The sequence below is a fragment of the Ornatilinea apprima genome, assembly GCF_001306115.1.
Classification (GTDB): domain Bacteria; phylum Chloroflexota; class Anaerolineae; order Anaerolineales; family Anaerolineaceae; genus Ornatilinea; species Ornatilinea apprima.
The window spans coordinates 182582-207176 of the sequence record NZ_LGCL01000040.1; the positions used below are offsets into that span (position 1 = coordinate 182582).

At 52.7% G+C, this 24595-nt stretch carries 17 protein-coding genes; 2 read left to right on the top strand and 15 right to left on the bottom strand.

What is annotated here, in order from left to right; genetic code table 11:
* The 15 genes from ADN00_RS16720 to ADN00_RS16790 all read right to left on the bottom strand — a co-directional run bounded on the left by ADN00_RS16720 (window position 1) and on the right by ADN00_RS16790 (window position 21569).
* The gene (locus ADN00_RS16720; protein ID WP_075064150.1) at window positions 1–2688 is read right to left on the bottom strand and encodes a CotH kinase family protein; all 2688 of its coding nucleotides are present in this window, start codon (window positions 2686–2688) and stop codon (window positions 1–3) included.
* 5 nt (window positions 2689–2693) lie between these two features.
* Window positions 2694–3365 carry a DUF4956 domain-containing protein gene (locus ADN00_RS16725; RefSeq protein ID WP_075064151.1) on the bottom strand — a complete coding sequence of 224 codons (672 nt, stop codon included), beginning with the start codon at window positions 3363–3365 and terminating at the stop codon, window positions 2694–2696.
* A 216-nt stretch (window positions 3366–3581) separates the two neighbouring features.
* Complete coding sequence (locus ADN00_RS16730; RefSeq protein WP_075064152.1) at window positions 3582–5600, bottom strand: glycoside hydrolase family 36 protein; 2019 nt, start codon at window positions 5598–5600, stop codon at window positions 3582–3584.
* Window positions 5597–6595 (bottom strand): Gfo/Idh/MocA family protein, encoded by a 999-nt coding sequence (locus ADN00_RS16735; RefSeq protein WP_075064153.1) that lies wholly within the window; start codon window positions 6593–6595, stop codon window positions 5597–5599. The genes ADN00_RS16730 and ADN00_RS16735 overlap by 4 nt, the downstream gene beginning before the upstream one ends.
* Window positions 6596–6625: 30 nt before the next feature.
* Window positions 6626–7672, bottom strand: coding sequence for a zinc-dependent alcohol dehydrogenase (locus ADN00_RS16740; RefSeq protein WP_075064154.1), 1047 nt, complete (start codon window positions 7670–7672; stop codon window positions 6626–6628).
* A 34-nt stretch (window positions 7673–7706) separates the two neighbouring features.
* A complete protein-coding gene (locus tag ADN00_RS16745) occupies window positions 7707–9401 on the bottom strand; it encodes an alpha-amylase family glycosyl hydrolase (RefSeq protein ID WP_160317555.1) in 1695 nt (564 codons plus the stop codon).
* An 81-nt stretch (window positions 9402–9482) separates the two neighbouring features.
* The gene (locus ADN00_RS16750) at window positions 9483–10409 is read right to left on the bottom strand and encodes a carbohydrate ABC transporter permease (RefSeq protein WP_201781218.1); all 927 of its coding nucleotides are present in this window, start codon (window positions 10407–10409) and stop codon (window positions 9483–9485) included.
* A gap of 19 nt (window positions 10410–10428) precedes the next feature.
* Complete coding sequence (locus ADN00_RS16755; protein WP_160317556.1) at window positions 10429–11316, bottom strand: carbohydrate ABC transporter permease; 888 nt, start codon at window positions 11314–11316, stop codon at window positions 10429–10431.
* A gap of 163 nt (window positions 11317–11479) precedes the next feature.
* Window positions 11480–12907, bottom strand: a complete 1428-nt coding sequence (locus ADN00_RS16760; RefSeq protein WP_075064157.1) for an ABC transporter substrate-binding protein — start codon at window positions 12905–12907, stop codon at window positions 11480–11482.
* A gap of 148 nt (window positions 12908–13055) precedes the next feature.
* Window positions 13056–14078 carry a LacI family DNA-binding transcriptional regulator gene (locus ADN00_RS16765; RefSeq protein ID WP_075064158.1) on the bottom strand — a complete coding sequence of 341 codons (1023 nt, stop codon included), beginning with the start codon at window positions 14076–14078 and terminating at the stop codon, window positions 13056–13058.
* A gap of 339 nt (window positions 14079–14417) precedes the next feature.
* On the bottom strand, window positions 14418–15350 hold the full coding sequence (locus ADN00_RS16770; protein WP_075064185.1) for an ABC transporter permease: 933 nt from the start codon (window positions 15348–15350) through the stop codon (window positions 14418–14420).
* Between the two features lie 67 nt (window positions 15351–15417).
* The gene (locus ADN00_RS16775) at window positions 15418–16926 is read right to left on the bottom strand and encodes a sugar ABC transporter ATP-binding protein (protein ID WP_075064159.1); all 1509 of its coding nucleotides are present in this window, start codon (window positions 16924–16926) and stop codon (window positions 15418–15420) included.
* Between the two features lie 241 nt (window positions 16927–17167).
* Entirely contained in the window at window positions 17168–18424 is a 1257-nt protein-coding gene (locus ADN00_RS16780) for a substrate-binding domain-containing protein (protein ID WP_082390317.1), read from the bottom strand.
* 199 nt (window positions 18425–18623) lie between these two features.
* Complete coding sequence (locus ADN00_RS16785; RefSeq protein WP_075064160.1) at window positions 18624–19430, bottom strand: hypothetical protein; 807 nt, start codon at window positions 19428–19430, stop codon at window positions 18624–18626.
* Window positions 19431–19448: 18 nt separating this feature from the next.
* Window positions 19449–21569 carry a beta-galactosidase gene (locus ADN00_RS16790; RefSeq protein WP_075064161.1) on the bottom strand — a complete coding sequence of 707 codons (2121 nt, stop codon included), beginning with the start codon at window positions 21567–21569 and terminating at the stop codon, window positions 19449–19451.
* 339 nt (window positions 21570–21908) lie between these two features.
* Here ADN00_RS16790 and ADN00_RS16795 point away from each other — a divergent pair, with 339 nt between their 5' ends.
* Both ADN00_RS16795 and ADN00_RS16800 read left to right on the top strand, forming a co-directional pair.
* Entirely contained in the window at window positions 21909–22985 is a 1077-nt protein-coding gene (locus tag ADN00_RS16795) for a response regulator transcription factor (protein WP_236691531.1), read from the top strand.
* Between the two features lie 9 nt (window positions 22986–22994).
* Window positions 22995–24590, top strand: a complete 1596-nt coding sequence (locus ADN00_RS16800) for an ATP-binding cassette domain-containing protein (RefSeq protein WP_075064163.1) — start codon at window positions 22995–22997, stop codon at window positions 24588–24590.
* Window positions 24591–24595 lie beyond the last annotated feature (5 nt).

Sequence of the window (24595 nt, forward strand, 5' to 3'; positions counted from 1 at the left end):
CTAATTCCCCAATAGCTGTTCGCTGTACAGGCGGTCCACATCCATATCAACCGTTTGAACCGCATTCCCACGCAGCAGAATGGTGCTGCCGGTCTGCGCGATGGCTTCCGTTTCGGTGTTGGTGATGATAATATCGGGCGCTTCAATCAAAGCCGGTCCGTATACCGGTTTTTTGATATAAGCGGCCAACGCGGCAAAATGGGCGTTGTTGATGGTCGTGCCAAGAATCGTGGTTTTTGACAAATCTTTGCTGGAAACACCAATATTGACGTCTTCCATCACCACTCCCTGAAGGGTGACTGTGGACTGCTCGCCCACCGATACGCCCTTGTCTTGAATGCGCACCATGCGCGCGCCATCGATCACAACCGTGGTTCCGCTGACGTCCACCGCGTCGCCGGGGATGTCGTGAAAGGAGCAGTTGGTTATTGTGCCTTCAGAAAAGTCGGAATCGAAAGCGTCCGCTTGCGTAAAGGCGAATTCAGAATCGACAAAGTTGAATTTTCCGTGCACTACGTTGATGGCATCTTCGGTAAAATTGTGCCCTATAAAGACATGTTTAAGGTTGACATCGCTTTGGAAAAAGGTGATGCCGCCGGTTAAAATCCAACCCCCACGCTCAATTCCCGCGGTGCGTTCGACAATCGCGTATTCCCAATTAGATGAATGCGGCGCATTCGAGACTACAATCCCGCCCCAGCCCCGTACTTCATCTTGGGCGGTCAGCACGACCGGTTGTGACTCCACTCCCTTGATGTGCAGCGATCCGCTCAGATAGAGGATCGCTCCAGGCTCAAAGCGCAGCGTGACGCCCGGGGGGATGATCAAGTCGGTGTCGATGGGAAGGATCAGGTCACCACGCACGGCCCAATTACCCTGAGAGATGATCAGGCGGCTGGCTTCATCCGGAATGCGCTTGAGGAAGAGGTGGGCGTCAAGCACCTCTTGCAAAGTGGGCTGCACGGGCGCGGCTCCCACTTGCATCGATTCAGGCAACTGCGCTCCCGATAGTGCCACGGGGATTTCTTCCTCCAGACCTACCAGGCGGGTGAAAACAACCACTTCCGGCAGCTCTCCGGTGGTCAATTCAATGTCATACAAGTTGATCGATATTTGCACCGGAAAGAATTTGTCTTCTGATGGGTCGTTGACCATGGGGAGAATTTGCGGTAGGGTGCTGCTGCCCACTTCCTTGCCATTGATTTCCACGCGTGTAACTTCCACCGGCAAAATCATCAAGTTGATCAAATTCAATTGCAGGGAGGGCGGCTGGCTGGATTCGAGCCCCACACCCTGCAAGGTATACGAGCCGCGTACAGTGGCTGGCGGGTTAATTTCCTGCGTCAGTGTCACGGCGCGATTGTTGAGTTTCGTCCAATCAACCAGGATATCTTCATGGGGAAATTCAATTTTCAACGCGGCACTCAACGCGTCGTGCCGTTCCTGCAAATCGGACTGAAGTTGGGCAACATATTCAGGACGAGCCACCCGGGCAAGCTCCGCGGCGTAGGCGGCACGGATGGCCGGATCATCGAACAGGCTTTTATTAATGAAACTGCTCACGATGGTGTGATTCTGGTCGCACCATTGAAAAGGCTCATTATCGTAGCCAACCGGTTCGAGCAGGGCTGTGATTGGATTGTAATAAAACCGAATATTGTGCCAGAAGGTGCCGTGGCAGGCCGACCACAAATCGCTCAGAGCAAAAAACCGCCCCATCAGTGGAAGGTCGAAGACCTGTTCGGCAGGCAGCTCACCCGTCTGGTAAGCGCGCAGCAGATTTTGGGCGGTTTGTGCTTCGGCGGAAAGCACCGGATCTTGCGCGATTTTGGAAGCCATAAAGGGGCTAATCGCGGCGCTGGCGGCTTCGGTGGTGAGAAAGGTGCCTTTGCCGGTCAGCCCGCTGGACCAGAAATTGGCCGTATTCTGCCAGAATAATTCCTCATCAAAGCGGATGATCACCCCGGCGCGCCGCCCCTGCGACTCCATTAACTCGGTTGCAAAGCTTTCTTCAAAGGCATAAACTCCCAATAGCTTTCCGTTGAGCATGACGTTAACAAACTCATAGCGGGTCGTCAGCACGCCTTCGCGCATGAGGTTTTGGTGAAACGCCCATTCGCGCAGGTATTCGCGCGTTGCCGGTGACTGAATGGAAAACTTGCGCGTGTGCAAGATTTCGCCGTCTTCTTTCAGTTCAATCCGAAACGACCATTTATCTCCCTGTAGATGGTCGGTCCAATCCCCCTTCAATCGTATGTCGGCATCCAATTTTTGACCATCCTGTAGCTGCACGGTGGCAGGCACAAAGTCTTCATCGGAAGTAAAGAGGATGCCCAGCTTTACCGCTTCATCCCGTTTTACCAGAAGCTGCTGATAGCTCTCAAACGGCATATCGATATAGAGCGTGGGTAGGCCGTTGTTCTGGTACATGCGCACTTCATCCACAACGCTTTCGATAGCCTCGTCAATTGGGCTGACAAACAACTGCGCCGCGCCGCCTTGTGTTATAAAATGCTTGAGTTGGGTATAAACCGGACGCAGAATCCCGCTGCGGAATACCAGCATTCCCGCAAGGAAGGCGGCGACCAGCATGGTAACCTGAAACAGCCAGTTACTGCGAATTTTGGATAGCCCTGCGCGCGTTATTGGTTGCGGCGCGGGGGCGTCTTTAGGAGCGGTTATTTTCACCGAATTTACCCTCCCAAAAGGTTGTTTTGCTCAATTAAGCTCACGGAGCTTTCGGGGTAGGCTGTTTTCAATGAATCCATAATGCGCACCAGTGTATCCTGGTCTTGTATATTGAGATAATAGGTGATCTGCAGGTTCCCGTTGGATTGGTCCAGTCGGCGCAGGTCCAGTTCCTTGAGCTCCTTAGCCAGGAGCTGGTTTACCTGGGAGAACGTGGCAGGTTCACCGCCAGCCGTGTTTAACTGGATATTGAGGTAGAGGCTGTGAGATGCATTGTGTTTGCGTGTGATCAGGGCGCGAACCAGCAGGTAGAGTAAAATCACCGTGGCTGATACCACCGTGGGGATGCGCTGGTCGGCGCCCAGGCCCAGACCAATGGCAATGGCAAAGAACAGGAAGATCAGTTCCTCGGGGTCTTTAATCGCCGTGCGAAAGCGGACAATCGAAAGCGCGCCCACCAGGCCCAGTGAAAGCGCCAGTGATGATTTAACGATAGTGATGGTGAGCAGCGTGATTAAGGTCAAAATCGGCAGGATGGGCGCAAACTTGGAGCGGTTGGAAAGCGAATTGCCAAATTTGACATAATACCAGGAGACAACCAGGGAAAGACCGACCCCGATCGCTAAATTGAGTAACAGCGCTGGAAGAGACAATGGAGGAGTGACCGTTGTATCCATAAATAATGATTCCTTTATCCCGATTGATCAGACAATTGCTCTTATTAATCCTCTGAATTATATAGGATTTTGCAGAAAAGAAGTAGGCGGCTGGCCTATGATCTACAGATGAGATATGGGCATCAGCGAAAAATTCAACAATTATGGTGAAAAGGCAGGGCCGATCGCCCTGCCGCTCACTGCATCTTTTTTTGTTTTTCAGTTCCGCAGTCGCGCTCAGGACGGCAGTTGGTGCGGATTTTCCCGAATCGGCTCAGAATGGTAAAAGTACAACGCGCCGTGATGGGCTGGCAGTGTCACCGATACCTGCCGGCAGGCTGATTGGCTGCCTGACCGCTGTTCCCAATCATACAGGTATACCGGTTCATCAATCCCCAAACCCTCCAGCCAATAGGTGCGCTCAAGCGGATGATCTGCTGTATTCAAGAAGAAAAGTGCGCCCATGGATCCAGCGCGCGGCGGCTTGCGCACCTGCACAAAAACCGGGTCTTCCAATCGCGGCACGGCGTGGGTGGCGCGCGAGTTGGCCTCTGCCGGCAGGCGTTCATACGACACCGCGGATTGGCCCAGGAATGGATAATCGCAGGTAGCGCGCCCGGCCGGCTGGATGAGCCGCCAAAGATCCATTCGCTGCGGAGACAGCTCGGCGAGCTGGTCGCTGGTGGTGATGACGCCTCCAGACATACCCGCATAGATGGCCAGCGATTGAATTTCACCGGCAGACAGGTGGCTGAAGCGCTCGCGCAGCAGCACGCAGTCCAGATCAGATTGCCAAAGGATGTGATTGGCAAAGTTGCGACAGGCCTGATTGAGCAGCAGGGTCTGCGCGGGCACATTTCCATTCCACTCTACACCCACATCCCGCCCAATCCGCACAGCATCCACCAGGCCCACGGAAGCCCAAAGGGGGCAGCCGCAGCCCAGCCATACGGCGTCACCAATTACCTCGCGGATCATTTCGCCCACCCGCCGCCAGATTTCGATGCGTGTCAGACCGGATTGGTGCCATACGGCGCGGTCCGGCCCGTATTCACTGCCAAACTGCATAAAATCGATTTTAAAATATTCACAGCCCCAATCCTGCCGCCAGGCGCGGAAGACACGCCTGAGGTATTCCATGGCCTGGGGGTGAGTGGCATCGAGAATATAATATTCTTCGCTGCGCTTGTGCCAGCGAAACTCTCCATAGAACTGCATGTGCGCCAGAGGCTCTCCGGTCAGGCGGTCTTTCACCACCCAATCGGGGTGCTGTTGAAACAACCGGCTGCGGTTGCCGACCATAAAGGGCGCGATCCATAATCCTGGAATAAAACCCGCGCTGCGGATATCGTCCAGCAGGGGCTTCATGCCGCGCGGGAATTGTGGTTTAACCTCCAGCCAATCGCCCATTTCCGGGGTAAAGCCGTCGTCAATTTGAAAAACGCGCATTGGCAGGTTCTCGCGGCGGGCTATTTGCGCGGTGGGGCGCAGGTGTTCGAGAATGTTGTCTTCGCTCAGATATGCGTATAGGTTATACCAGGAGCACCAACCGGTGATGGGCGGGCTGGAGAGGCGCGGGGGAATGCGAGAGGCATCCGCGACTTTTCGCGCCCACTCGCGCAGGCCGTTTTCGACTTCTTTGTGGGGAAAGATGAGCAGGTTCTCCGATTCGCAGCGGTCTTGTTCGCCACGCGTTTTGCGATCCCACCAGGTCTGGATCGTCAGAGCGCAGGGCTGCAAGCGGGTATCAAAGGTGAAAGTTTGCTGGAAGCGGTCGTGCCGGTCGAAACCGAACACGGCGCAGCCCTGTCCCTGGAGGGGCAGGAGTTGGGTCAGGCTGTAACTGGTTTCAGGCCGGGGCTCATCTGGTTGAAAACCTGCCAGTTCCTCGGGTTGGACGTATTGGCTGCCGTCCCAACTGAAATACCCGCTGCGCAGGTACTGGCGCAGGTTCTCTACCCGCTCGAAACGCAAGCCGAAGGAATCCAGAACCACGTCAGACGAGAGATTTTCCACCCAGTATTTCAGACAGATCAGCCCATCCGCGTTGGGCAAGGTCAATTGTAATCCCAGCGCGCCAGCGCCCAGCGTGGGGGCGGTGTAGCGAAGCTCGAGCTTCTCGTCTTTGTGCGCAACAAATTTGCGGACGCAGTCTCGGAGCGCCTCGCCATTCAAAACGGGCACAATGCCAGAGAGGGTAATGCCATTGACTTCAATTTGCAGTTCGTTATCGATCGAAAGGGAAACACGGGTCACAGAGATACCTCTTGGTGAGTCTCGGCTGAACGGGTGGCGGCCAGCGCCATATCCAGCGAGCGGGCGCCTTCGCGCAGGGGGGTGCGCGTTTGACCGTCGCTGCGGATCGCGTTAAGCAAGTTTTTCAGCTCAGCCAGGTGAATATTCTTTTCGCTGGAGATGGTTTCGGTGCGCACCGGTGTTTCAGCGGTGTAATGGAATTGCGCGTTGTTCGCGTTGGTAAATTCGGCGGTGATTTTCTGGGAGACCACGCGGTAGTCGTTGATCCACTTTCCCGGAATTGCGCCATTGGTGGCGTAAATTACACCCAGCGCGCCGCTCTGAAACCCAAATACGGTCGCGCTCACATCTTCCACAGTGTAATCGGGAACGTCCTGGTGGAACAGGTTCTCCTGGCGGCTGTACACGCTGACCGGCTCGCCCAGCAAATAACGCATCAGATCGACCATGTGAATGATTTGTTCCACCAATTGGCCGCCCGATTTGTCGCGCATGCGCCACCAGGGGGCGTGCAGCGAATTGCAGAAATAGCGCGCGCTCATTAAACCCATTGTCCCGATCTCGCGCGAAACGGCCATCTGTTGGAGGCGTTCAATCGCTTCTCCGAAGCGAAACATGAATCCCACCTGGGTTTTTATCCCGGCGGCTTCGGCGGCTTCGACCATGCGCCAGGCGTGTTCCGAAGAGAGAGCAATCGGTTTTTCCATCAGCAAGTGAACGCCGTTCTGCGCGGCCAGTTCCACTTCATTGGAGTGCGCAAATGGCGGCAGGCATACAATCGCCAGGTCAAGTTTTTCTTTGGCAAACATGTGCCGATGATCGGTGTAAATGTTGCCTTTGCCCTGATTGTATTTGGCTGAGAATTCGCGCGCGTTGGCTTCCTGAATATCGCAGAATGCGGTCAGTTCAATTTCTTCCGGCAGGGTGAGGATGTTGGCGGCATGGCGGTTGGCAAATCCACCGCAGCCGAGGATGGCTGTGCGTAGGGGTTTCATGCGGGGAATCCTTTCTCGTCGATATCTGCGTTATTCGTTGGAAAAGTCGAGCACAATTTGCAGCGCCTGGTCGGGTGTTTCGTCCAGAATCTGGAATCCTTGCGCGGCCTGTTGGAAGGGAATCACATGAGTGATTACCGGCCGTAAGTTCAAAACACCCGCTGCCTGCAAATCCATAATGGTGTGGATCAGGCGCAGCCGGTCCCAGCGGTGGCTCAAAGCCGGATTAACGTTTCCAATCTGCGAGCAAATCAGTTGGATTCGATTATGGTGAAACTCTTCACCAAGATACAACCCCTGCGCTTCGCCCTGGAAAAATCCCAGCGCCACCACGCGCGCCGCATAGGCGGCAGCACGAATGGCTTCATTTAATGCGCGCGAGCTGCCCGATACTTCAATGCACACATCCGCGCCGCGTGAATGCGTCAATTCTTTAATCTTCTCGGCAGCCGACTCGCTGCGCGGATTAATCACATAATCAGCGCCCAGGTTTTTTGCCAGTTCAAGCCGGTTTTCGATGAGATCGATGCCGATTACTTGCGCGCCAGAGCGTTTGGCCAGTTGGGCGATCACCTGGCCCAGCACGCCTAACCCAAAAACGGCTACCGTTTCACCAATATGAATGTTGGCATCCAGGATGCCGTTAAGGGCAATGGGACCGATATGCGAGTAGATGGCTAGAACGGGGTCCAGGTTTAGAGGTTTGATGCGCTGGCTGGCATAGTCTTCTTTCAAGACGGTATGCGTCCGGTGCCCCCAGGTGCCGTAAACAATGTCGCCAACTTTCAGCGCGGTTACATCGGGGCTAGTTTCGATCACTTCGCCCACTTCTTCATAACCCCAACCCGTTTGCGGGTACGTCAAACTGGGAGCGTCCGCGGGGAGAAACAAGCGCACGTTGGCATTCCATTGTTTGTGCAAAAAGGGGCTGCTGCCGCGATAGGTAGCCATTTCGGTGCCGGCGCTGATGCCAGAATAGAGCGTGCGCACACGCACTTCTTTTTCGTTCAACCCCCGATCTTCGATGGTTTCAAATCCAAGCTGACGAGGCTGAGTGATGGTCAGGACTTTGCTCATAACGGATTTCCTTGTGAGGTATTTGACGGGATATTTATCTGCTGACGGCTTTAAGCCAACAGCATTGGTACGGCGCGAGATGGATTTCCAGGCAGTCGTCCATGGGTGTATGCGTTTGATTGCTGATCAGATCAAGCCAAACTGGCTCACGCAGCAGAGAGTGACTGGAATGTTTCAATCGAAGTTGTTTGGGATGAGTGGTAACGTTTACCAGGCAAAAAATGGTTTGGCTGCGATCCGGTGACTGCCGGAAGAGGGCAAAAACCTCCGGATCGGCGTCCCATACTTCCTGCGCGCCGGATGGGTGGAAAGCGGGTTCCTGGCCGCGCAGGGCGAGCAGGCGCAGGTAGCGGCGCAAGACTTGTGCCGGGCGGCTCTGCGGATTTTCCAATTGGGCTGCCAGCGCGGGGTAATCAAATTTCTGCCGGTTGATCGAACGCGCTTCACCGGTTGCCTCCAGGCAGGCCAGGCAGTTGCTCGAGCCAAACAAGCTGTGGAAGTAAATTCCGGGAACGCCGCGCAGTGAGAGCATGAGGACCTGTGAGGCAATGAAGCGGTCAGAATCCAGTTGGGGATTCGGGCGCGCGGGGTCATTGAGCAGATCATACAGCGTAATATTGAGCTCGTACGGGCTGCGCGACCCATCCGGATTGGATTTGTAGGAAACTTTACCGCCATGCCGCAGGGTCTGATCGACCAGCGCCTGGATTTCCTGCTCGGTGAGGATGCCTTTGGCGGGCATGATTCCAATGCCGTCATGCGAGGCGATAAAGTTAAAAAAGAGACTCTGGTTGTCGAGTGACGCGGCCCATGCTGACAATATTCGCGCGTTGCCAGTGCGGAAGGCGTGCAGCGTCAGCGTGGCGAGCGGGAACTGGTACACCAACTGCGCTTCATCAGTTCGTCCTGTCTCAACGAGGTAATCTCCAAAGTAGCTGATATTCTCCTGGTGGGGAACATTGGTTTCGGTGATCAGAAACACGTCTGGCGCGGCCTGGTCCAGCACGGCGCGCATCAGTTTAATCACCGCGTGGGTTTGTGGAAGGTGAATGCAGGACGTGCCGGGTTCTTTCCACAAATAGGCAATCGCGTCCAGGCGCAGGAATTCGGCTCCCTTTTGCACATAGAACAGCATCAGGTCAATACCTTCCATGAGGACGAGCGGGTTAGCAAAATTCAAATCAATCTGGTCGTCGCTGAAGGTTGTCCAGACTTTGCGCGGCCCCGAGGAGGTGTTGACCTCGCTAAGCAGTGGAAGGGTGCGCGGGCGTACAACGTGGGACAGGTCCCATGCCTCTTGCGCGGTAATGAAATAATCACGATAAGGGGCTTCATCCCGCAGATAAGCCTGGAACCAGGCGCTTTTGCGGGAAATGTGGTTAATCACCATATCAAACATCAGGCGGTGATGGCGCCCGATGGAGGTCACGTTTTCCCACTCTCCAACCTCCGGGTTGACCTGACGGTAATCCACAACAGAAAAGCCGTCGTCAGACGAGTAAGGGTAAAACGGCAAAATGTGCACCGCGCTGACAGCCTGCCCTAGCTGTTCCTGGATGAAAAGGTTGAGGGTTTCGAGTGGAGAGCGTTCGGGGGAGCGGAAGCTGTCTGCGTAGGTGATTAAGATCGCGTCTTTCTCACTCAGGCTGCCGCGCCGTGGGGTCTTAAGCCGGGGATTACGCAGGAATGAATCGATGGACGCCTGAATGCGCCCGTAGATCCATTCCACGTTTCCCTCCCCATACAGGAAGGCAATACTATTACGAATTCGTTTTTCTATCGTCATAAAAAACCAGCTATCGTTAATATGTTACCCTTTTACGCCACCGGAGACCAGTCCCTGTTCCAGATAGCGTTCCATCGCCAGGAACAAAACGATAATGGGCAGGGTCATGATGGTAGAGGCGGCCATGACTACATGCGGGCGAGGTGTGGGGTCGCCAAAGATCGCGCTAATCTTAATCGGAATCGTGAATAAGTCGTTGCTGTTCAAGAAAATAAAGGCATACAGGAATTCATTCCAGGCAATCATGAAGGTGTAAATGAAAACAGACACCAAAGCCGGAATAGCCAGCGGCAGGGTAATTTTCCAAATCACCTGCAAACGGCTGCAACCATCAATCAGGCCGGCCTGTTCAATTTCGCTGGGGATGGTGCGGAAATAATTGGCCAGCATGTAGAGGCCAACCGGCAGCGTCTGGGCGAGGTAGGTCAAGATCAACACACTCAAATTATCCTGCACATCAAAGCCTAATTGAGTGCTGACTTGAGCCAGCATGGCAAATAAAGGAATAATGAGCAGCACACCCGGAAATAGATAAATCAACAGGATGCCATTGACCATGAGATTCTTTCCGCGGAAGTTTAAGCGCGCAACCGCGTAGGCGCCCAGGGTAGAAAGAATCACGGTCAAGATGGCCGCAGGAACTGATACTTTCACGCTGTTCATGATGTTGGTGCCAAAATTCTGAAAGCTCTTGTGGGCCGGGTCAAACAGTTCTTTGTAAGCGTCCAGGCGCAAAGCGGAAGGCACATAAACGGGATTTCGCCCGCCAATTTCCGCGTACGATTTAAAGGAAGAACTGACCATCCAATAGAATGGAAACAGCACACCGGTGATAAAAAAGGTGAAAATCAACGCAAAAATGATGCGCGACAGGTTCATTTGGTGCGCCAGGTGGTCGAACAGATTCCGGCGTTGATCGGGAGAATAAGGTCGGGATGAATGGTGACTCATGGTAATCGCTGCCTTTCGCTCAAGACTCTTCGCCGCCGCGCATAACCGTTTGCGCATAGACCAGAATGAAAACAACCAGGATAGCTAACAAAATCATTGCGCTTGCAGACCCTCTGCCAAAGTCATGCAGCCGGAAGCTGAACTCATACGTAAGAACCGGCAGCACCTTGGTGCCAAAGCCGCCCCCGGTGAGCAGGTAAATGTCGTCAAATTTGTTGAATGTCCACATCAGACGCAGCAGGAAAAGCGCCCCTAACACGTAGCGCAGTTCGGGCACGGTGATAAATAAAAATTTCTGCCAGTTGCTGGCGCCGTCCACATCGGCTGCCTCGTAGAGTGTGTTATCAATCGCTTGCAGTCTGGCCAAGATCATCAGCATTGCAAAAGGAAAATACCGCCAGCCCTGGAAGGCGATGACCAGGATAAGCGCCAGCCCAGGTGAAGCCAGGTAGGCTTTTGGGATCTGGATCAGGTCCAGGCGCATCAAAATGTCATTGAGCACGCCGGCTGGTGTGGGATCTAAAATCCACCGCCAGACAAAAGCGACGCTAACCACGGGAGCGATATAGGGGAAGAGAAAGAGCGCTCTGGCCAGGCCGCGCCCGCGAAAAGGCCGGTTCAACAGCAATGCGGCGCCCAGGCCAATTAACATGGTAACAATGGTGGCAGTGAACGAGTACACGATGCTGGTGAGGGCAGCACCCCAATTTCGCCAGCTCTGGGCTTTGAAAGCGAAATCGTCAAACACTTTGACATAGTTTTCAAAACCCACAAACGGCGCGTGGAATACATCATTCAGATTGGTCAGCCCGACTTCTCGAAAGCTGATCCAGATGCTGAAAATGGCGGGGAAGAGCACCAACCCCAAAACGATCAGAGCCGTTGGGAGAATGAGTAACCACGCCAAACGGGCTTCCTGAGAAGGCAGGGAATTCCATCTTCTCCCCAAGGCCCTCTTGAGAGAAGAGGAAGAAATGTTGCTCATAGATGCTCTCCTTTTCGGTGAACACGGTGGGAATCTTAGGCCGGGTGGTTTGCCCGGCCCAAGATCGAAAGAGAATAGTGAGTGATTATTGACGATCGGCCAGCAAGGCTTCGACCTGTTCCTGCAGCCAGGCGGCGGCAGTTTCGGGGGTCATCGTGCCTTCCAGAGCGATATTGCTGATAGCGGTGGGGATCAACAAGCGGCCTTCGATGTCGCCAATCACGGCGCGCTCAGTGGCGTCATAGTCGCCGCGGAACAGCCAGCGCTGCATCACATCGTAACCGTTGGCAATCTGTTCGAGGGTCTCGGGCGGATACTTCTCGAAGTAGGGGCTGAGGGTTTTCCAGTCCTCAACAGCGGTCTTCAACACCGGGATTTTGCCCCACGGCGACAGCGCCAGAATTTCCTGGTAGCCTTCGGTCATGAAGTATTCCGCAACCAATTGCGCTTCGGGATCCGCATCCTTCATCACACCCACAACAGCCAGTTGGCCAAACGAAGCCGAACCATTGGGGCCTTCCATGCTGGGGGCGAAACCGGTCTTGGCGGCCAGGTCGGCCACAGCCAGATCGGTGTAGGTGCCATCTTCATTATCCGAGCCGTCTACCAGGTCGTCCATAATGTAGGTGGAGTAGATCAGCATCGAGGACTGATCTAATTCGTACGCCTGGCGAGCGCCGAGCCAATGTTGGGGGCCAGGGATAGCGCAGCGCTGCAGATCGGTGTAGAACTTCAGGGCGGCGATCATCTCGGGGGTGTTCATGGTCACATTGCCCTCTTCGTCAATCGGCCAGGCATTGTTGGAAATGGCAACCTGTTCGAAAAGCTGGTGTCCGTAGTTCTCGCCAGGATTGGTGCCCAAGCCAATGGCGTAGAGCATATTGCCGGTGCCGGGGATAGAATCGCAGGCAGCATTGATGGCGTCCCAGGTAACCGGGGCCTCTAAACCGGCTTCTTCGAATACATCGGAGCGGTACCAAATTGCCTGAAGCCAACCGTCATAGGGGATCGAGTTGTATTTGCCGGTAGCCGGGTCGGTAACCATGGTCAAGGGGCCGGTGCGGAAATCGTCGAGGCCGACCTTTTCGATCACAGCCGTGGCGGCGTCCAGATCGAGCAGGCCATCGGCGGCAAAGGTGGCGGCGTCTTGCACGCCCATGCGGACGAGATCAGGCAGGCGGTTCGCGGCCATCGCGGTAGCGATGCGCTGCGCCTGGCCGGCTTCTTCAATGGGAACGATGCGAACATCGATTTCGGGATGCTCTTCCATGAAGCGGGCGGCGATTTCTTCATAAGCTCGCACGCGCGGCTCTTCCGGTTCGTCCATCCAGAACTCGACGACAACTTTATCCACCGGTTCGGCCGGAACTTCGACCACCTGGGTTACAACTACTTCTTCCTTCACCACAATCGTTTCCGGTGTGGGGGCGGCTTCTGGAGCGGCGGGCGCGCAAGCCCCAAGGATCAGGGCTGCAATCATCACAATGACAAATGGCAAAGCTTTATTTTTCATCTTTTCCTCTCAGATTTAGAAACTACATTACAAGCGAGTATTCATCAGGAAAGCCAAAATGGACGATTCTTGCCGAAGAGTTGCCTCCTTTCTTTCCGCAGGAAAAGTATTTATTAGGAAATTTGCAAAAGCTATGAAATTCGCACAACTAAGCCATTGGGGCTGGGCCACACGATTGCCGGACAATCAGCGAAGGTGTCAATAGGATCTGTTCCACCTCCGTTGTTTCTCCGCGGATGCGGCGAATCAGCATTTCGCAAACGGTCGTGCCGATTTGATAAATGGGTTGATTCACTGTGGTGAGAGGGGGATGGGAGTATTCCGACATCGGAATGTTGTCGAAACCAGTGATCGAAACATCGCTGCCGACAACCAGGCCGCGCTCCTGAGCGGCGCTCATGGCGCCAAAGGCCATCAGGTCGTTGCAGGCGATGATGGCTGTAGGGAAGCGCGGCTGGTCCAACAATTGATTGGTGATTTCGTAACCGCTGCGCTGTGTCAGGTCTCCCTCTAAAATGGAAATATCATGAGCAGCGATTCCCAATTCTGCCGCTTTGTCCCAAATCCCTTTTAACCGATAGCGAGAAAATTCCAGGTTGCTGGGCGGAGAGATGACCCCAAAACGCTTGTGCCCAAGTTTAGCCAGGTATTCCATCACCAGCTTCATACCTTGCTCGCCGTCTTCATCAACGAAAGAAAAATCCAGTTCGCAGTTGGCACGCCCGAAAGAGGTAAAGGGGAAGCCGCTTTTTCTTAGAATGTTGATGCGCTCATCTTCGTGACGGGTACGCACAATGATGAATCCGTCCACGCGGTGGCTGCGGATGTGTTGGCGGTATGTCTCCAACTCCAGGTCGCCAGGCGCGCGCGTAGAAACCAGCAGATCATATCCTCTGCGGCTGGCGGTGTTACCGATACCGGCGATAAATTCACTGAAAAATGGGTCGGAGAAACGCGGTCCAGAAGTGGGCACGATCAGGCCGATGGTGTCCGTCTGGCGTTTCTGCAAACGCTGCGCCATGGTGTTAGGAATGTAGCCCAGCTCGGCGGCTGCCTTGCGCACCAATTCCTTGGTTTCTTCGCTGATGTCGTCATAATCATTCAGCGCTCTGGAAACCGTGGTGGTTGTCTTGCCAATTTTCTTTGCGATATCTTTGATCGTTGCGGCCATGTTTTCCCCACACTGTTCACTTAAACGTTTATGTCATTATAGGCTTAAACGATTAAGCTGTCAATAACCATTTTTAACCCAATTTTAATCATAGAGAGGAAGAATCCAGAGCAACAAGAAGATGCGGCATTATCTTTTTTGGGGGGAGAGCATGGCTACAAGCGCTATGCAGGGAAAAAGCCTGTTAGAATGAAAAAGAAATGACTGCAAGCCTGGCGGGGCGGGGTCCCGCGGTGGGCTTGCAGTCAGGTTTTGGGATGGATTTATTAATAACGTGAGTTTCCGATCCGGTTGGTTCCCATCATAGGTGAAAACGGAAATTATTCTCTCAGATGCGGATCAGGATTGCTGTTTCCTCCCGGTGAGAGCCACGGCTAAGATAATGATCGCGCCGCGGATGATCATTTGCTGACTGGCGTCCAGGCCCATTAGGATCAAACCGTTGTTGATCAAGCCAATCAAGATGGCGCCAATGATCGTGCCAATGACGGAACCTTTGCCGCCAAACAGACTGGTGCCGCCCAACACGACCGCCGCGATCACGCTCAATTCATCACCTTCACCCCATTGGAAACGTCCCGAATGCAAGCGGCCTGCGTATAGCATACCAGCCAGGGCAGCCACAGTGCTCATCAGAATAAAGGTATAGAACTTGATATTTTTGGTATTGATACCGCTGTAGCGCGCTGCCGTCTCATTGCCGCCGGTCGCCAGAACCTGGCGGCCAAAGGGGGTGTGACGGAACACAATATGACCAATGACAAGGGCGAGTAAAGTCCACACAATCAAAGAGGGAACTGGGCCAAAGTTGCCCGATCCAAAAAAGTGTGTGTAGGTTTTATTGGCAATCGGGATCGGGGCGGTGTCGGTGATCCACATGGCTGTGCCGGTGGCAATTCCTTGCATGCCCAGCGTAACCAAAAAGGAAGGAATCCCTACCCGAGTAATGAGCGCGCCATTCAGAATGCCAATCAATGCGCCGGTGATCAGGCCGGCGACAATTCCGGCGAACAATCCGAATCGCCCAATAATAATCGCGGTAATGACCGAGGCCAGACCGGCCACCGCGCCGACGGAAAGGTCAATCTCAGCCGAGGCGAGTACAAACGTCATTGCCACGGCCATCACTGAAATGGTTGCCGTTTGCCGCATGATATTCAATAGGTTGTTGCTGCTCAAGAATCCATCATCAAAAAGCGAGATGGAAAAAGTGACAAAAATAATGATAAATGTGATGTAGACGACGTAGTCGCGCCAGTAAAATCGTTTCAAGAAGTCGGAAACATTTTCCGAAAACCTGTTTTTTGTTGCTTGGGTTGCGGATTGGTCACTCACAGCATCACGCTCCTTGTAAAATCTGATGTAATCGTTCTTCGCTGCTTATTTCTTTGCGATGAAGTTCTTGCTCAATTTTGCCTTGTTTGATTACCAAAATCCGATCACATACCGCTAAAAGTTCTTGTAACTCAGACGAGATAAAAATGACCCCTTTGCCTTCTCTTGCCAGCTGCCTGATCATCTCAATAATTTCACTTTTTGTGCCAATATCCACACCGGCGGTTGGCTCATCCATCAGCAAAATATCTGGTTCGGTACAGAGCCATTTCGAGATTACCACCTTCTGTTGGTTCCCACCAGACAGCAGCCCCACAATTTTATTGATCGAATCAGACCGAATTTTGAGTTTTTCAAGATAATATTGCGATAATTGATTCCCTTTTTGATCATCAACTATCAATTTTCTGCGCGTCAACCGATTCAATTGAATCATGGGAAGCACGAAATTATCTTTAATACTATGCATCAAGATCAGTCCTTGCAAGCGCCGGTCTTCAGGGATTAAGGCAATGCGAGCCCGCATGGCGCCCTCTGGACTTTCAATGTTTTCTTTGCGCCCGTTGACATGAACCTCCCCGGATTTGGCCGGGTTCATACCAAAAATGGCCTGCACTAATTCTGTTCTACCGCTGCCCATCAGGCCCGCCAACCCCAAAACTTCGCCTTTATACAAAGAAAAGCTGACGTCATTCACTCCGCGGTTGCAAGATAGATTTTTTACATTCAGGAGTATTTTGGGGTTTTCAACCTGGGCTGATTCCTCCCACTGTAACGTCTTCTCAGCTTTACGCCCAAGAATGTGTTCAATCACTTCCTGGATGGTCAGTTTGCTCACTTCATCGGTAATAATGTTATGCCCATCCCGCAGCACGGTGATTCGATCAGCAATCTGAAAAATCTCTTCCATGCGGTGAGAAATATAGATTATGGAAATCCCCTTTTCCTTGAGGCGGCGGATCAGTTTGAACAATGCCAGGGTTTCAGTGTGGGCTAGCGATGCGGTTGGCTCATCCAGAATCAGGATGCGCGCTTCTTGTGAAAGGGCGGTGGCAATTTCGGTTAATTGGCGGAAACCTGTGCTGAGTGTTTCAACCGTGGCGCGGGGATCGATCGCCACTTCCATATCGTCGAAAAGCAGCTTTGAACGCCGTTCGCATTCTCTATCATCCAACAGTCCAAACTTGCCCCGCGCTTCTCGCGTGAGAAAAATATTCTGAGCAACGGTCAGAGTGGGTATCAGGCTGAATTCTTGAAACACCATTGAAATCCCGCTGGCGCGTGCATCTTTGGAAGAATGGAATTGTACTGGTTGACCTTGAATAACGATTTCGCCTGCATCCGCCTCATAAACCCCGCGGAGAATCTTCATCAGGGTAGATTTTCCGGCTCCATTCTCTCCCAGAAGCGCATGAACTTCACCTGTAAGCAGTTCAAAGTTCACCTGGTTCAATACAGGAATATTATTGAAGGATTTAGTGATCCCCTGCATCTGAACGATTGCTGAACTCATAATCTGTGCCTTTCGACTTGCAATACGTATCCTGTTATATTTCAGTATCATCAACTCTTATCCAACTTTGATTGAAATGACCACTTGATCTATTTTGATAAGAGTTGATCGATTTTCAACTGCCTGGTTGCGGGTATATGGTTTGGCTCTCTGAGCATGAGACAAATAAGAAAGATGTGTGCTCAGAGAGCCAGGGTTTGCCTTCTACCTGGCTGTTTCCAACCAGGTAGAGGAAGACAGTTTACTCACCCATTGCACTGGTCAGCGCTTCAGGGGCTGCCTGGTGATAGACCATGTCCCAGGCTTCCAAGACGTTCTCGGGGGTTACCGGCAAGGCGCTCAAGGCAACATAGGCGGGAGCGGGTTTGCCGAGCAGACCATAACCAGCCAGGATCGCTTCGGTTACACCCTGATCGAAGGGACGCTGCGCGCCCAGGCCTTTGACGGGGCCGCCGCTGGCGATATCCACCGCCACATTCAGACCCAGATCGATGGTGGTGATGACCAGATCTTCACGACCCATGGCGCGCGAGGCAGCCAGAATACCTTCGGCTGGCACATCCCACACACCCCAAATACCAGCCAGATCAGCATATTTGGTCAGCATGGCTGAGGCGGCTTTTTCACCGTCGCCGGCGAAATCGGGGCCTGCAATCCCTTGTTCAACTACGATCTCGATTTCCGGGTAATTCTCTTCAATGGTTTTCTTGAAGGCTTCATAGCGCTGGCGGGTTACAAAGAAGTCAGCTTCGTGGTATACGATACCAATTTTGCCCTTGCCCCCGATGTATTTTGCCATCAGGTGCGCGGAAGCCACGCCGTTGCCGTAGTTATCTGCAGAAACCACACTGACGTAATCTTCCCCTTGAACTAAGTCGGCAGCCACGTTATCCATGAACACCAATTGCACGCCTTGTTCAGCGGCCTGCAGGTAGGCGTTTGAGGTCGCTACCGGGTCCGTGGGGATGGAGACGATGATGTCGGGTTGTTTGGCTAAAACGGTTTCCAGGTCGGCCACCTGCTTTTCGGTTTTGAAACCAGCATCGGTAACGGCCACGACTTCGATACCCATTTTCTCGAACTGGTATTTGAGGCCCTCGATCTGGGCGTTGGACCAGTCGTTGCCGGCATAGTGGAGCACAATGGCGGCAGTGGCATTCATGTCTTTAATCTGAGCCAGTTCTTCGTCTGTCAGGGTGATTTCGCTGGCAGCCGTGGGGGTTTCTCCATTCGGGCCGGTAGAGAACACCTGGCCTTCGAGGCTCGCCAAAGCGGCTTCAAAATCGACCGCGGGGGCGGCTTCTTCGGCCGCAGGCTCGGCGGCAGCCGGGACTGCGGTGGGTTCCACAGCGGCGGGGGCTTCGGTTGGCGCGGCAGCGGCATCACCAGCCGGTTCAGCTGGCGCGTTGGATACGGCCGGCTGGCTGCTGCAGCCCGTCAGTACCAGGCTGCTGATCAAAAGTAGACCGATGACAATTTGCAAGACTTTCGTTTTCATACCTTTTTCTCCTCTTATTTTTTGTAAGTGGTTTTTACCACATTACTTCTAGAAAGATTGACGAGATTGGCATTTCTGGGCTGGAGTGGAATTTGCCTGACGTTCGGGTGTTGTTCCACTCCAGCTAGATCCTGTATATCGCTTGCAGCTTTCTGAATGTCTCATTGAACCGGCTTGTTTCCGGATCTGGCCGGGCAATTTATCCCAGAAGTTTTGCCAGCGATTTCGGCATCGGGTCCACCAGCAGGTTGCCTTTGAGGGCGGCTGCTTTCAACGCTGCCAGTTTTTCATCGGAGGCAATGAATGCTTTTGCATCCGCCAGGTCGATGAAGACGCCCAGCGAGCAGGTGGAGTAGGTCTTGCTGACCCAATCGACGATCTCTTCCGCGCAGGCTTTCATGCCTTTGGTGTTTGTTAACTCGGTCGGGTCGAGGGTGGTGAGGTTGGTGATCCTTTTCTGATCATCAAAACTCATCACCAGGCTGCCCCAAAGGTCATCACCGTCGAAAACCGCCAGGACCATCGAAGTATTCACTGATACAAAATTCTCGACCGCGGTCTGCACGTCTTCGTATTTCGCTCCGAATTTCCACTGTAAACCAAGGTTCGTGCGCGCCGAGCCTGGATAGGTAACGATGCCATCCGGGTACGCGTCCAGCAGAGCGAACATGCGGTGCACATACACGTCCAGGTCTTCGGTGGCGCTCCAGGCGTCCTGTACCTGGTAAAAGTAGCGGTCAGCCGCGTTGCGTTCCACCACAAAGACAAAATCTGCCAGGCCAGGGTTGTCTTCATAGACTTTTTTAGCGACCATTTGGGGATCATCCACTCTTGTAACGCTTTTAACAATTTCTGCGCGCTCGGAATGAACAAATTTCAACAGTTCGCCATTCTCATGGATGAGGACGATGCGGCGCTTGCCTTTGGCAGATTGGAGCAGTAAAGCCTGCATATTCCGCCAGTGGTTGACATCAATATTTGCCATCAATGGGTTTTCATGTAACATGGTCTGTTTCCTCCAATCTTAAAGACTGCACTCGTAGATCTTGATCGTGTAGGGAGGAATCTCATCGCTCCACGAATTTCCATCCACACCCACTGGCTGCTCGGCCCAAATCTCTTTGACCGCTTTGACAGCCATGTTCAGGCCCACTTTTGCTGAAATCGCATCGGCGGTTGGGTTGGCCACAAACACTACCAGGCTCTGGTCGCTGTCGGCGCTGCGGTGCACAACCACGTCCAGGCGACTGTCGCTCTTGTTGGCCTTAATGACACTCTGCGCTTCAAAGATGGCTGCCAATACCGCGTTGGGATCGGATGTGTCTGTCAGGTGAATAAATTCTCCGCCGCCCACTACATAAGCTTTGCCAATTTCGCCGTTTTTGGCGGTCACTGACCGGACAGAGGCGGCATTGAGTTCTTTCAGAATGGTCTCGTCTGCAAACATCTTCTCGTCCAGCGTGGGGATGCGCGGGCCGAGGACCACTCTTCCACCGGCTTTCACAAAGGCGACCAGCTTGCGCTGCAGTTCGCTGTTCATGAATTCAAAGGAACTGATCATGATCGTGTTGTATTTTTGCATGCGCTCGAGCGGCAAAGCTGTATCGCCCAGCAGGAACTGGTAACCCGTGTCGGTCAACCCGTTATAGAACTTCATAAACCACTTGGATTTCTCCATCTGCACCGGTTCAGCAAAGCCCAGGGGTTTTTCTGACACGCTCATAAAGTTGGGGTATTCCGAGAAGCCCATCAGCGGCTCCAGGAAATCACCCGGGAAGGACACCAGCACGCTGGCGGCTTCGAGGCGGTCATAGTCGCGGTTGGCCATCAGCAAAACATCGACCTTGCGCTCCATCTCGGGGAAGCGGTGTTGGTTAGCCATGCGGTTGACGTGCCGGTGAACTTCGTAGTTCGCTTCGCGGATGCGCCCGTCCAGGCGAACTGGTGAGGCCAGCCAGCGATTGCGTTCCACGATCATGTAGCGGCTGTAGCCTTTAATACCGTGCATGAGGGCCGCTTTGGTTACAAACTCTTCATCTTCTGATCCGCCCGGGTTGAGGTACCAGGGCCACACACCGGCGATAAATTCGGGAATGAAGGGGTATCGGCTGGTGCCGACCACATAAGAGACCACAGTTTTGACATGATCGTAAAGTTCTTTGCGGGAGTAGATATCGAAACCGACAAAGTCCAGTTTCTCTTCCAGCGCCAACAGGTTGAAGGGAGTGGTGATTCCGCTCACCGACCCACCGGGGCCAAGCGGGTGCGGATAGTTGTGGAAGAGAGGGATATCTTGCAGGCCGCGCTCGCGCAGCATTTTGCCCAGGCGGTCCATCGAATCCACAAGGTAGCGTTCGCGGTACTCAATCCAATCGGTGTAGAAAGGAATGTCTTCTTTTTTATCTCCGTTGAACCGGCGCGGGGCGTCAACTTCGTCAAACGAGGTGAACTTGCTGCGGTAGACGCTGTTTAACTTCTCGACTGTTTCATATTTTTTGGCCAGGAAGGCGCGGTATCCCTTGATCGCTGATGGGCTGAAATCGCACTCGTATGGGTTGATATGGAAGAAGAAGGCCATTTCATTATCGACCTGGCAAGCTACCAGATTGCCTTTGGGGTAGGCATGTTTGGCCAGGATGGCACAAATCGCGTCGTACCAGAGGGCCGTTTCTTCAAAGAATTTATCGGAAGTGTAGCTGATGGCCGGGATGGGGCGCGGGACCTGGGTAAGCACAGCCTTGGATCCCTGAGAGGTCAGCGCCTGCATTTCAGGATCATCCAGAATGCGCACCGGGTAGCCAAACCAGGTCAATTCCGAGTTGATTTGGGGGCCTGGCCGGACGATGGTGTACAGACCTTTTTCCTCACACAATGTCAGAAAGGCGTCGATATCATTGCTGGGGTTGATCTGCCCAAAGTCGAATTCACCGCGTTTGATTTCATGGGCTTCCCAAGGAATATAAGTCTCGACAACTTTGAACCCCATTCCAATGACTTTGTCCAGAATATCACTCCATTTATCGCGGTCCAGCCGCCAGTAGTGGACGGCGCCGCCATAAACGGATTTTACTTCTCCATTAATCAAAAACTTGTGGTTGCCCACCTTCAAAGCTTGTGGCAGACGATCATCGGCGCTTGAAGACATAAAAGACCTCCTAAAGATTTTTTTCGATTCAATACGGTATTGCAGAAGGCATGATCAAGAATCTGATTGTTAAGCGCTCCTTTCTCGACGGTTCTCCAGCCGAATGACCGATCAACAGTAGAAATTTGGTTCATAGACGCGCTGAATACACCGCCCGGGAATCTGGTTTTCTCCGGTCGAAAACGAAACATTAATATTTGGTTAATGGAGATTTATGGAATTAATATAACAATCCGATTCAGCTTGAGAAATAGCTGTTTTCCCTTTTCTGAATGGGAGAAATCCCCTATTTCGATGGGGAAAGGTAGGGGGGTGTAATCGCCTTTCCAAGATGGTAAAATGTACCCAATGAAGAAAATCCGCGTTCTAATTGCTGACGATCATGACCTGATCCGCAAAGGTATCCGCGGTGTGTTAGAGGAATTTCAAGACTTTGAGATTGTGGGGGAAGCTGGCGATGGTCCGACGCTGTTTCAACTAATTCCTCGAACGCGGCCAGATTGTGTTTTAATCGATGTGGCCATGCCCGATTTTGAGCCCATATCGGCCATTCAGAAAATTCACCAGGAATTTCCCGAAATCCGGCTGCTGGTCGTCAGCGCGTATGACGACAATATTTATGTGCAGGGACTGCTTGCAGCAGGGGTTAGCGGTTATCACCTCAAAGGACAATCATTGAACGATCTTGTTTTAGCCATCCGGCGAATATTGCGGGGGGAAAGATGGCTTTCAGGCCCACTGGTCGAGAAATTGATCGACCAAAGGGTATCAAAATCTTCCCATAACCGGTTAACGGAGCGGCAGACCGAATTGCTATCCTTGCTGCAGCAAGGGTTGGACAACAAGTCTATCGCTCAACAATTGCAAATCAGTGTGAAAACGGTTGAAAACAGCCTGACACGCTTGTATTTTGTTTTGAATGTTCAGAGCCGCCTGGAAGCTGTCAGGTATGCCAACGAACATCCGGATTTATTCCCATCCCATTCAAACATTGAAACACAAAAAACTGTTGTACCCGAGTTAGCCCCACCCATGCCATCCACCAGTTCTTCTATATCTATTTTGCTCATTGATGATAACAATCATTATCGGAATCAGTTTTGTAAAACTGTGAAGATTGCAAATCCACATGCGGTGGTATTTGAAGCAGACAATATTGAATCGGCTGTGGATTTGGTTCAAAACCGCGATATCCAGCTGGCTTTTGTGGATATGATCCTCGGTAGAGAAAGCGGCATTATCTGCACCCAGCGGATCAAAGAGATCTCTCCACAATCGCGGATTATCCTGATGAGCGCGTATCCTGACCGGGAATTTCGTCGCCAGGGGTTGGCGGCCGGGGCGTTGGTGTTTGTGGATAAAAAAGATATTGATCTATCCACACTGCGCCAGATCATCCAAGACGTGAATCCATAATTCTGACCTATGCAACCGCTTCTCTCTGTTGACCGGCTGTCCAAATCATTTAATACACTGCCTGTGATTCAAAACGTCAGTTTTGATTTGTATCCAGGGCAGGTCTTGGGTATTGCCGGAACAAGCGGCTCGGGGAAAACGACACTGGCAAATTTGCTTTCCGGGATCGAAGTTCCCAACGAAGGACACATGATTTTTGATGGCCAGCGCTGCGCCTGGCCGTTCATTGCCCAAAAGCTCGGAATTGAAGTCATTCACCAGATTCCGCAGCTGGTGAATGATATGGATATTTGCGGCAACATCTTCATGGGGAACGAGATTAGCTTGCCCATTTGGAGAGGTACCAGGCTGATCCTACCTCAAAAACGGATGGATGAAATCGCCGCGAAGCTGCTTGCGGACCTTGGAATTCAATTCCCAACCATGCGGCTGAAAGTAAAAAATTTGACCGGCGAGCAGCGTCAAATGGTTGCGGTTGCGCGGGCGCTGGTGAAACCAGCTAAAATGGTGATCGTCGATGACGCCTCGGCGTTGCTTACCTATCCAAATCAGCAGAAAATTCTCAATCTGATCCAGCAGTGGCAAAAAAAGGGAGTGGCGGTTATTTTTTTCAGCAATCACCTGGACCATCTTTTTGCGGTTACCGATGAAATTTTGGTCATACGTGACAGCCAGAAAGTGGCGCATTTTCATACCGATGAAACCAACCGGGAAGAGGTGGTGGCGGCATTGGTTGGGACAAAAGATCACCAGCAGATTACCCCCTTTATTTGGGCTTTGGATAATTATTATCGCGCGCGTGAGCGAGCCGAGGAATTGAAGCAAAACCAGATATTGCTGGAACGAGACCTCGCGGCGCAGGACAGCCTCAACAAACAATTAATCAACCAGCTAAACAATCAAGTGATTGCGTTGGATAAGTCCAACCAGGCGCTGCAAGACGCGCACCGGCGGTTGCTCAAAGCCAGGGAGCAAGACCTGAAGCGGTTAGCGCGGGAGCTGCACGACCAGTCCATTCAGGATTTATTGTCGATTAACCATGAAATTGAGGTGTTTGATAATACCAGGGAAGTGGATCTTGAAGTCTCCGATTTTCTAACGGAGATGCGGCAGAATATTCGCAGCATCATTGAGGAATTGCGCAACACCTGTGGCAGCCTGCGGCCTCCCACTATCGATAGTTTGGGTGTGGGCGCGGCTATTATTTCTTTTGCCAATGATTGGGAAGCCAAAACAGGCATACACATCAGCGTGGATATTGACCCTCAACTCATTCGCCTGCCCGAAGCCACCGAACTCTCACTTTACCGCATCGTTCAAGAAGTTTTACGCAATGTTCGCAAGCATTCCAAAGCAACCGAGGTGTTGATTCAGCTCAAGCATACTTCGCCCAGATCCATTCTTCTCACCGTCAGTGACAATGGGGTAGGGCTGCCCAAAGATTTTGATCTCTCCATGTTGGCTGGGAAAGGCCATTTTGGATTATTGGGTATCAGTGAGCGCGTCGCGCTGTTGGGGGGCAACCTGAGCTTCCATAACAATCTGGATGGCGGTCTGTTCCTGCAGGCCGAGATTCCACATCCCCGCGTGAGCAAAGCGGAATAAGAAAG

Coding starts and splice junctions, on each gene's coding strand:
- ADN00_RS16725 (WP_075064151.1), bottom strand. CDS start 3,365: ATGGATACAACGGTCACTCCTCCATTGTCTCTTCCAGCGCTGTTACTC.
- ADN00_RS16735 (WP_075064153.1), bottom strand. CDS start 6,595: ATGAAACCCCTACGCACAGCCATCCTCGGCTGCGGTGGATTTGCCAAC.
- ADN00_RS16740 (WP_075064154.1), bottom strand. CDS start 7,672: ATGAGCAAAGTCCTGACCATCACTCAGCCTCGTCAGCTTGGATTTGAA.
- ADN00_RS16750 (WP_201781218.1), bottom strand. CDS start 10,409: ATGAGTCACCATTCATCCCGACCTTATTCTCCCGATCAACGCCGGAAT.
- ADN00_RS16760 (WP_075064157.1), bottom strand. CDS start 12,907: ATGAAAAATAAAGCTTTGCCATTTGTCATTGTGATGATTGCAGCCCTG.
- ADN00_RS16765 (WP_075064158.1), bottom strand. CDS start 14,078: ATGGCCGCAACGATCAAAGATATCGCAAAGAAAATTGGCAAGACAACC.
- ADN00_RS16775 (WP_075064159.1), bottom strand. CDS start 16,926: ATGAGTTCAGCAATCGTTCAGATGCAGGGGATCACTAAATCCTTCAAT.
- ADN00_RS16780 (WP_082390317.1), bottom strand. CDS start 18,424: ATGAAAACGAAAGTCTTGCAAATTGTCATCGGTCTACTTTTGATCAGC.
- ADN00_RS16785 (WP_075064160.1), bottom strand. CDS start 19,430: ATGTTACATGAAAACCCATTGATGGCAAATATTGATGTCAACCACTGG.
- ADN00_RS16790 (WP_075064161.1), bottom strand. CDS start 21,569: ATGTCTTCAAGCGCCGATGATCGTCTGCCACAAGCTTTGAAGGTGGGC.
- ADN00_RS16795 (WP_236691531.1), top strand. CDS start 21,909: ATGTACCCAATGAAGAAAATCCGCGTTCTAATTGCTGACGATCATGAC.
- ADN00_RS16800 (WP_075064163.1), top strand. CDS start 22,995: ATGCAACCGCTTCTCTCTGTTGACCGGCTGTCCAAATCATTTAATACA.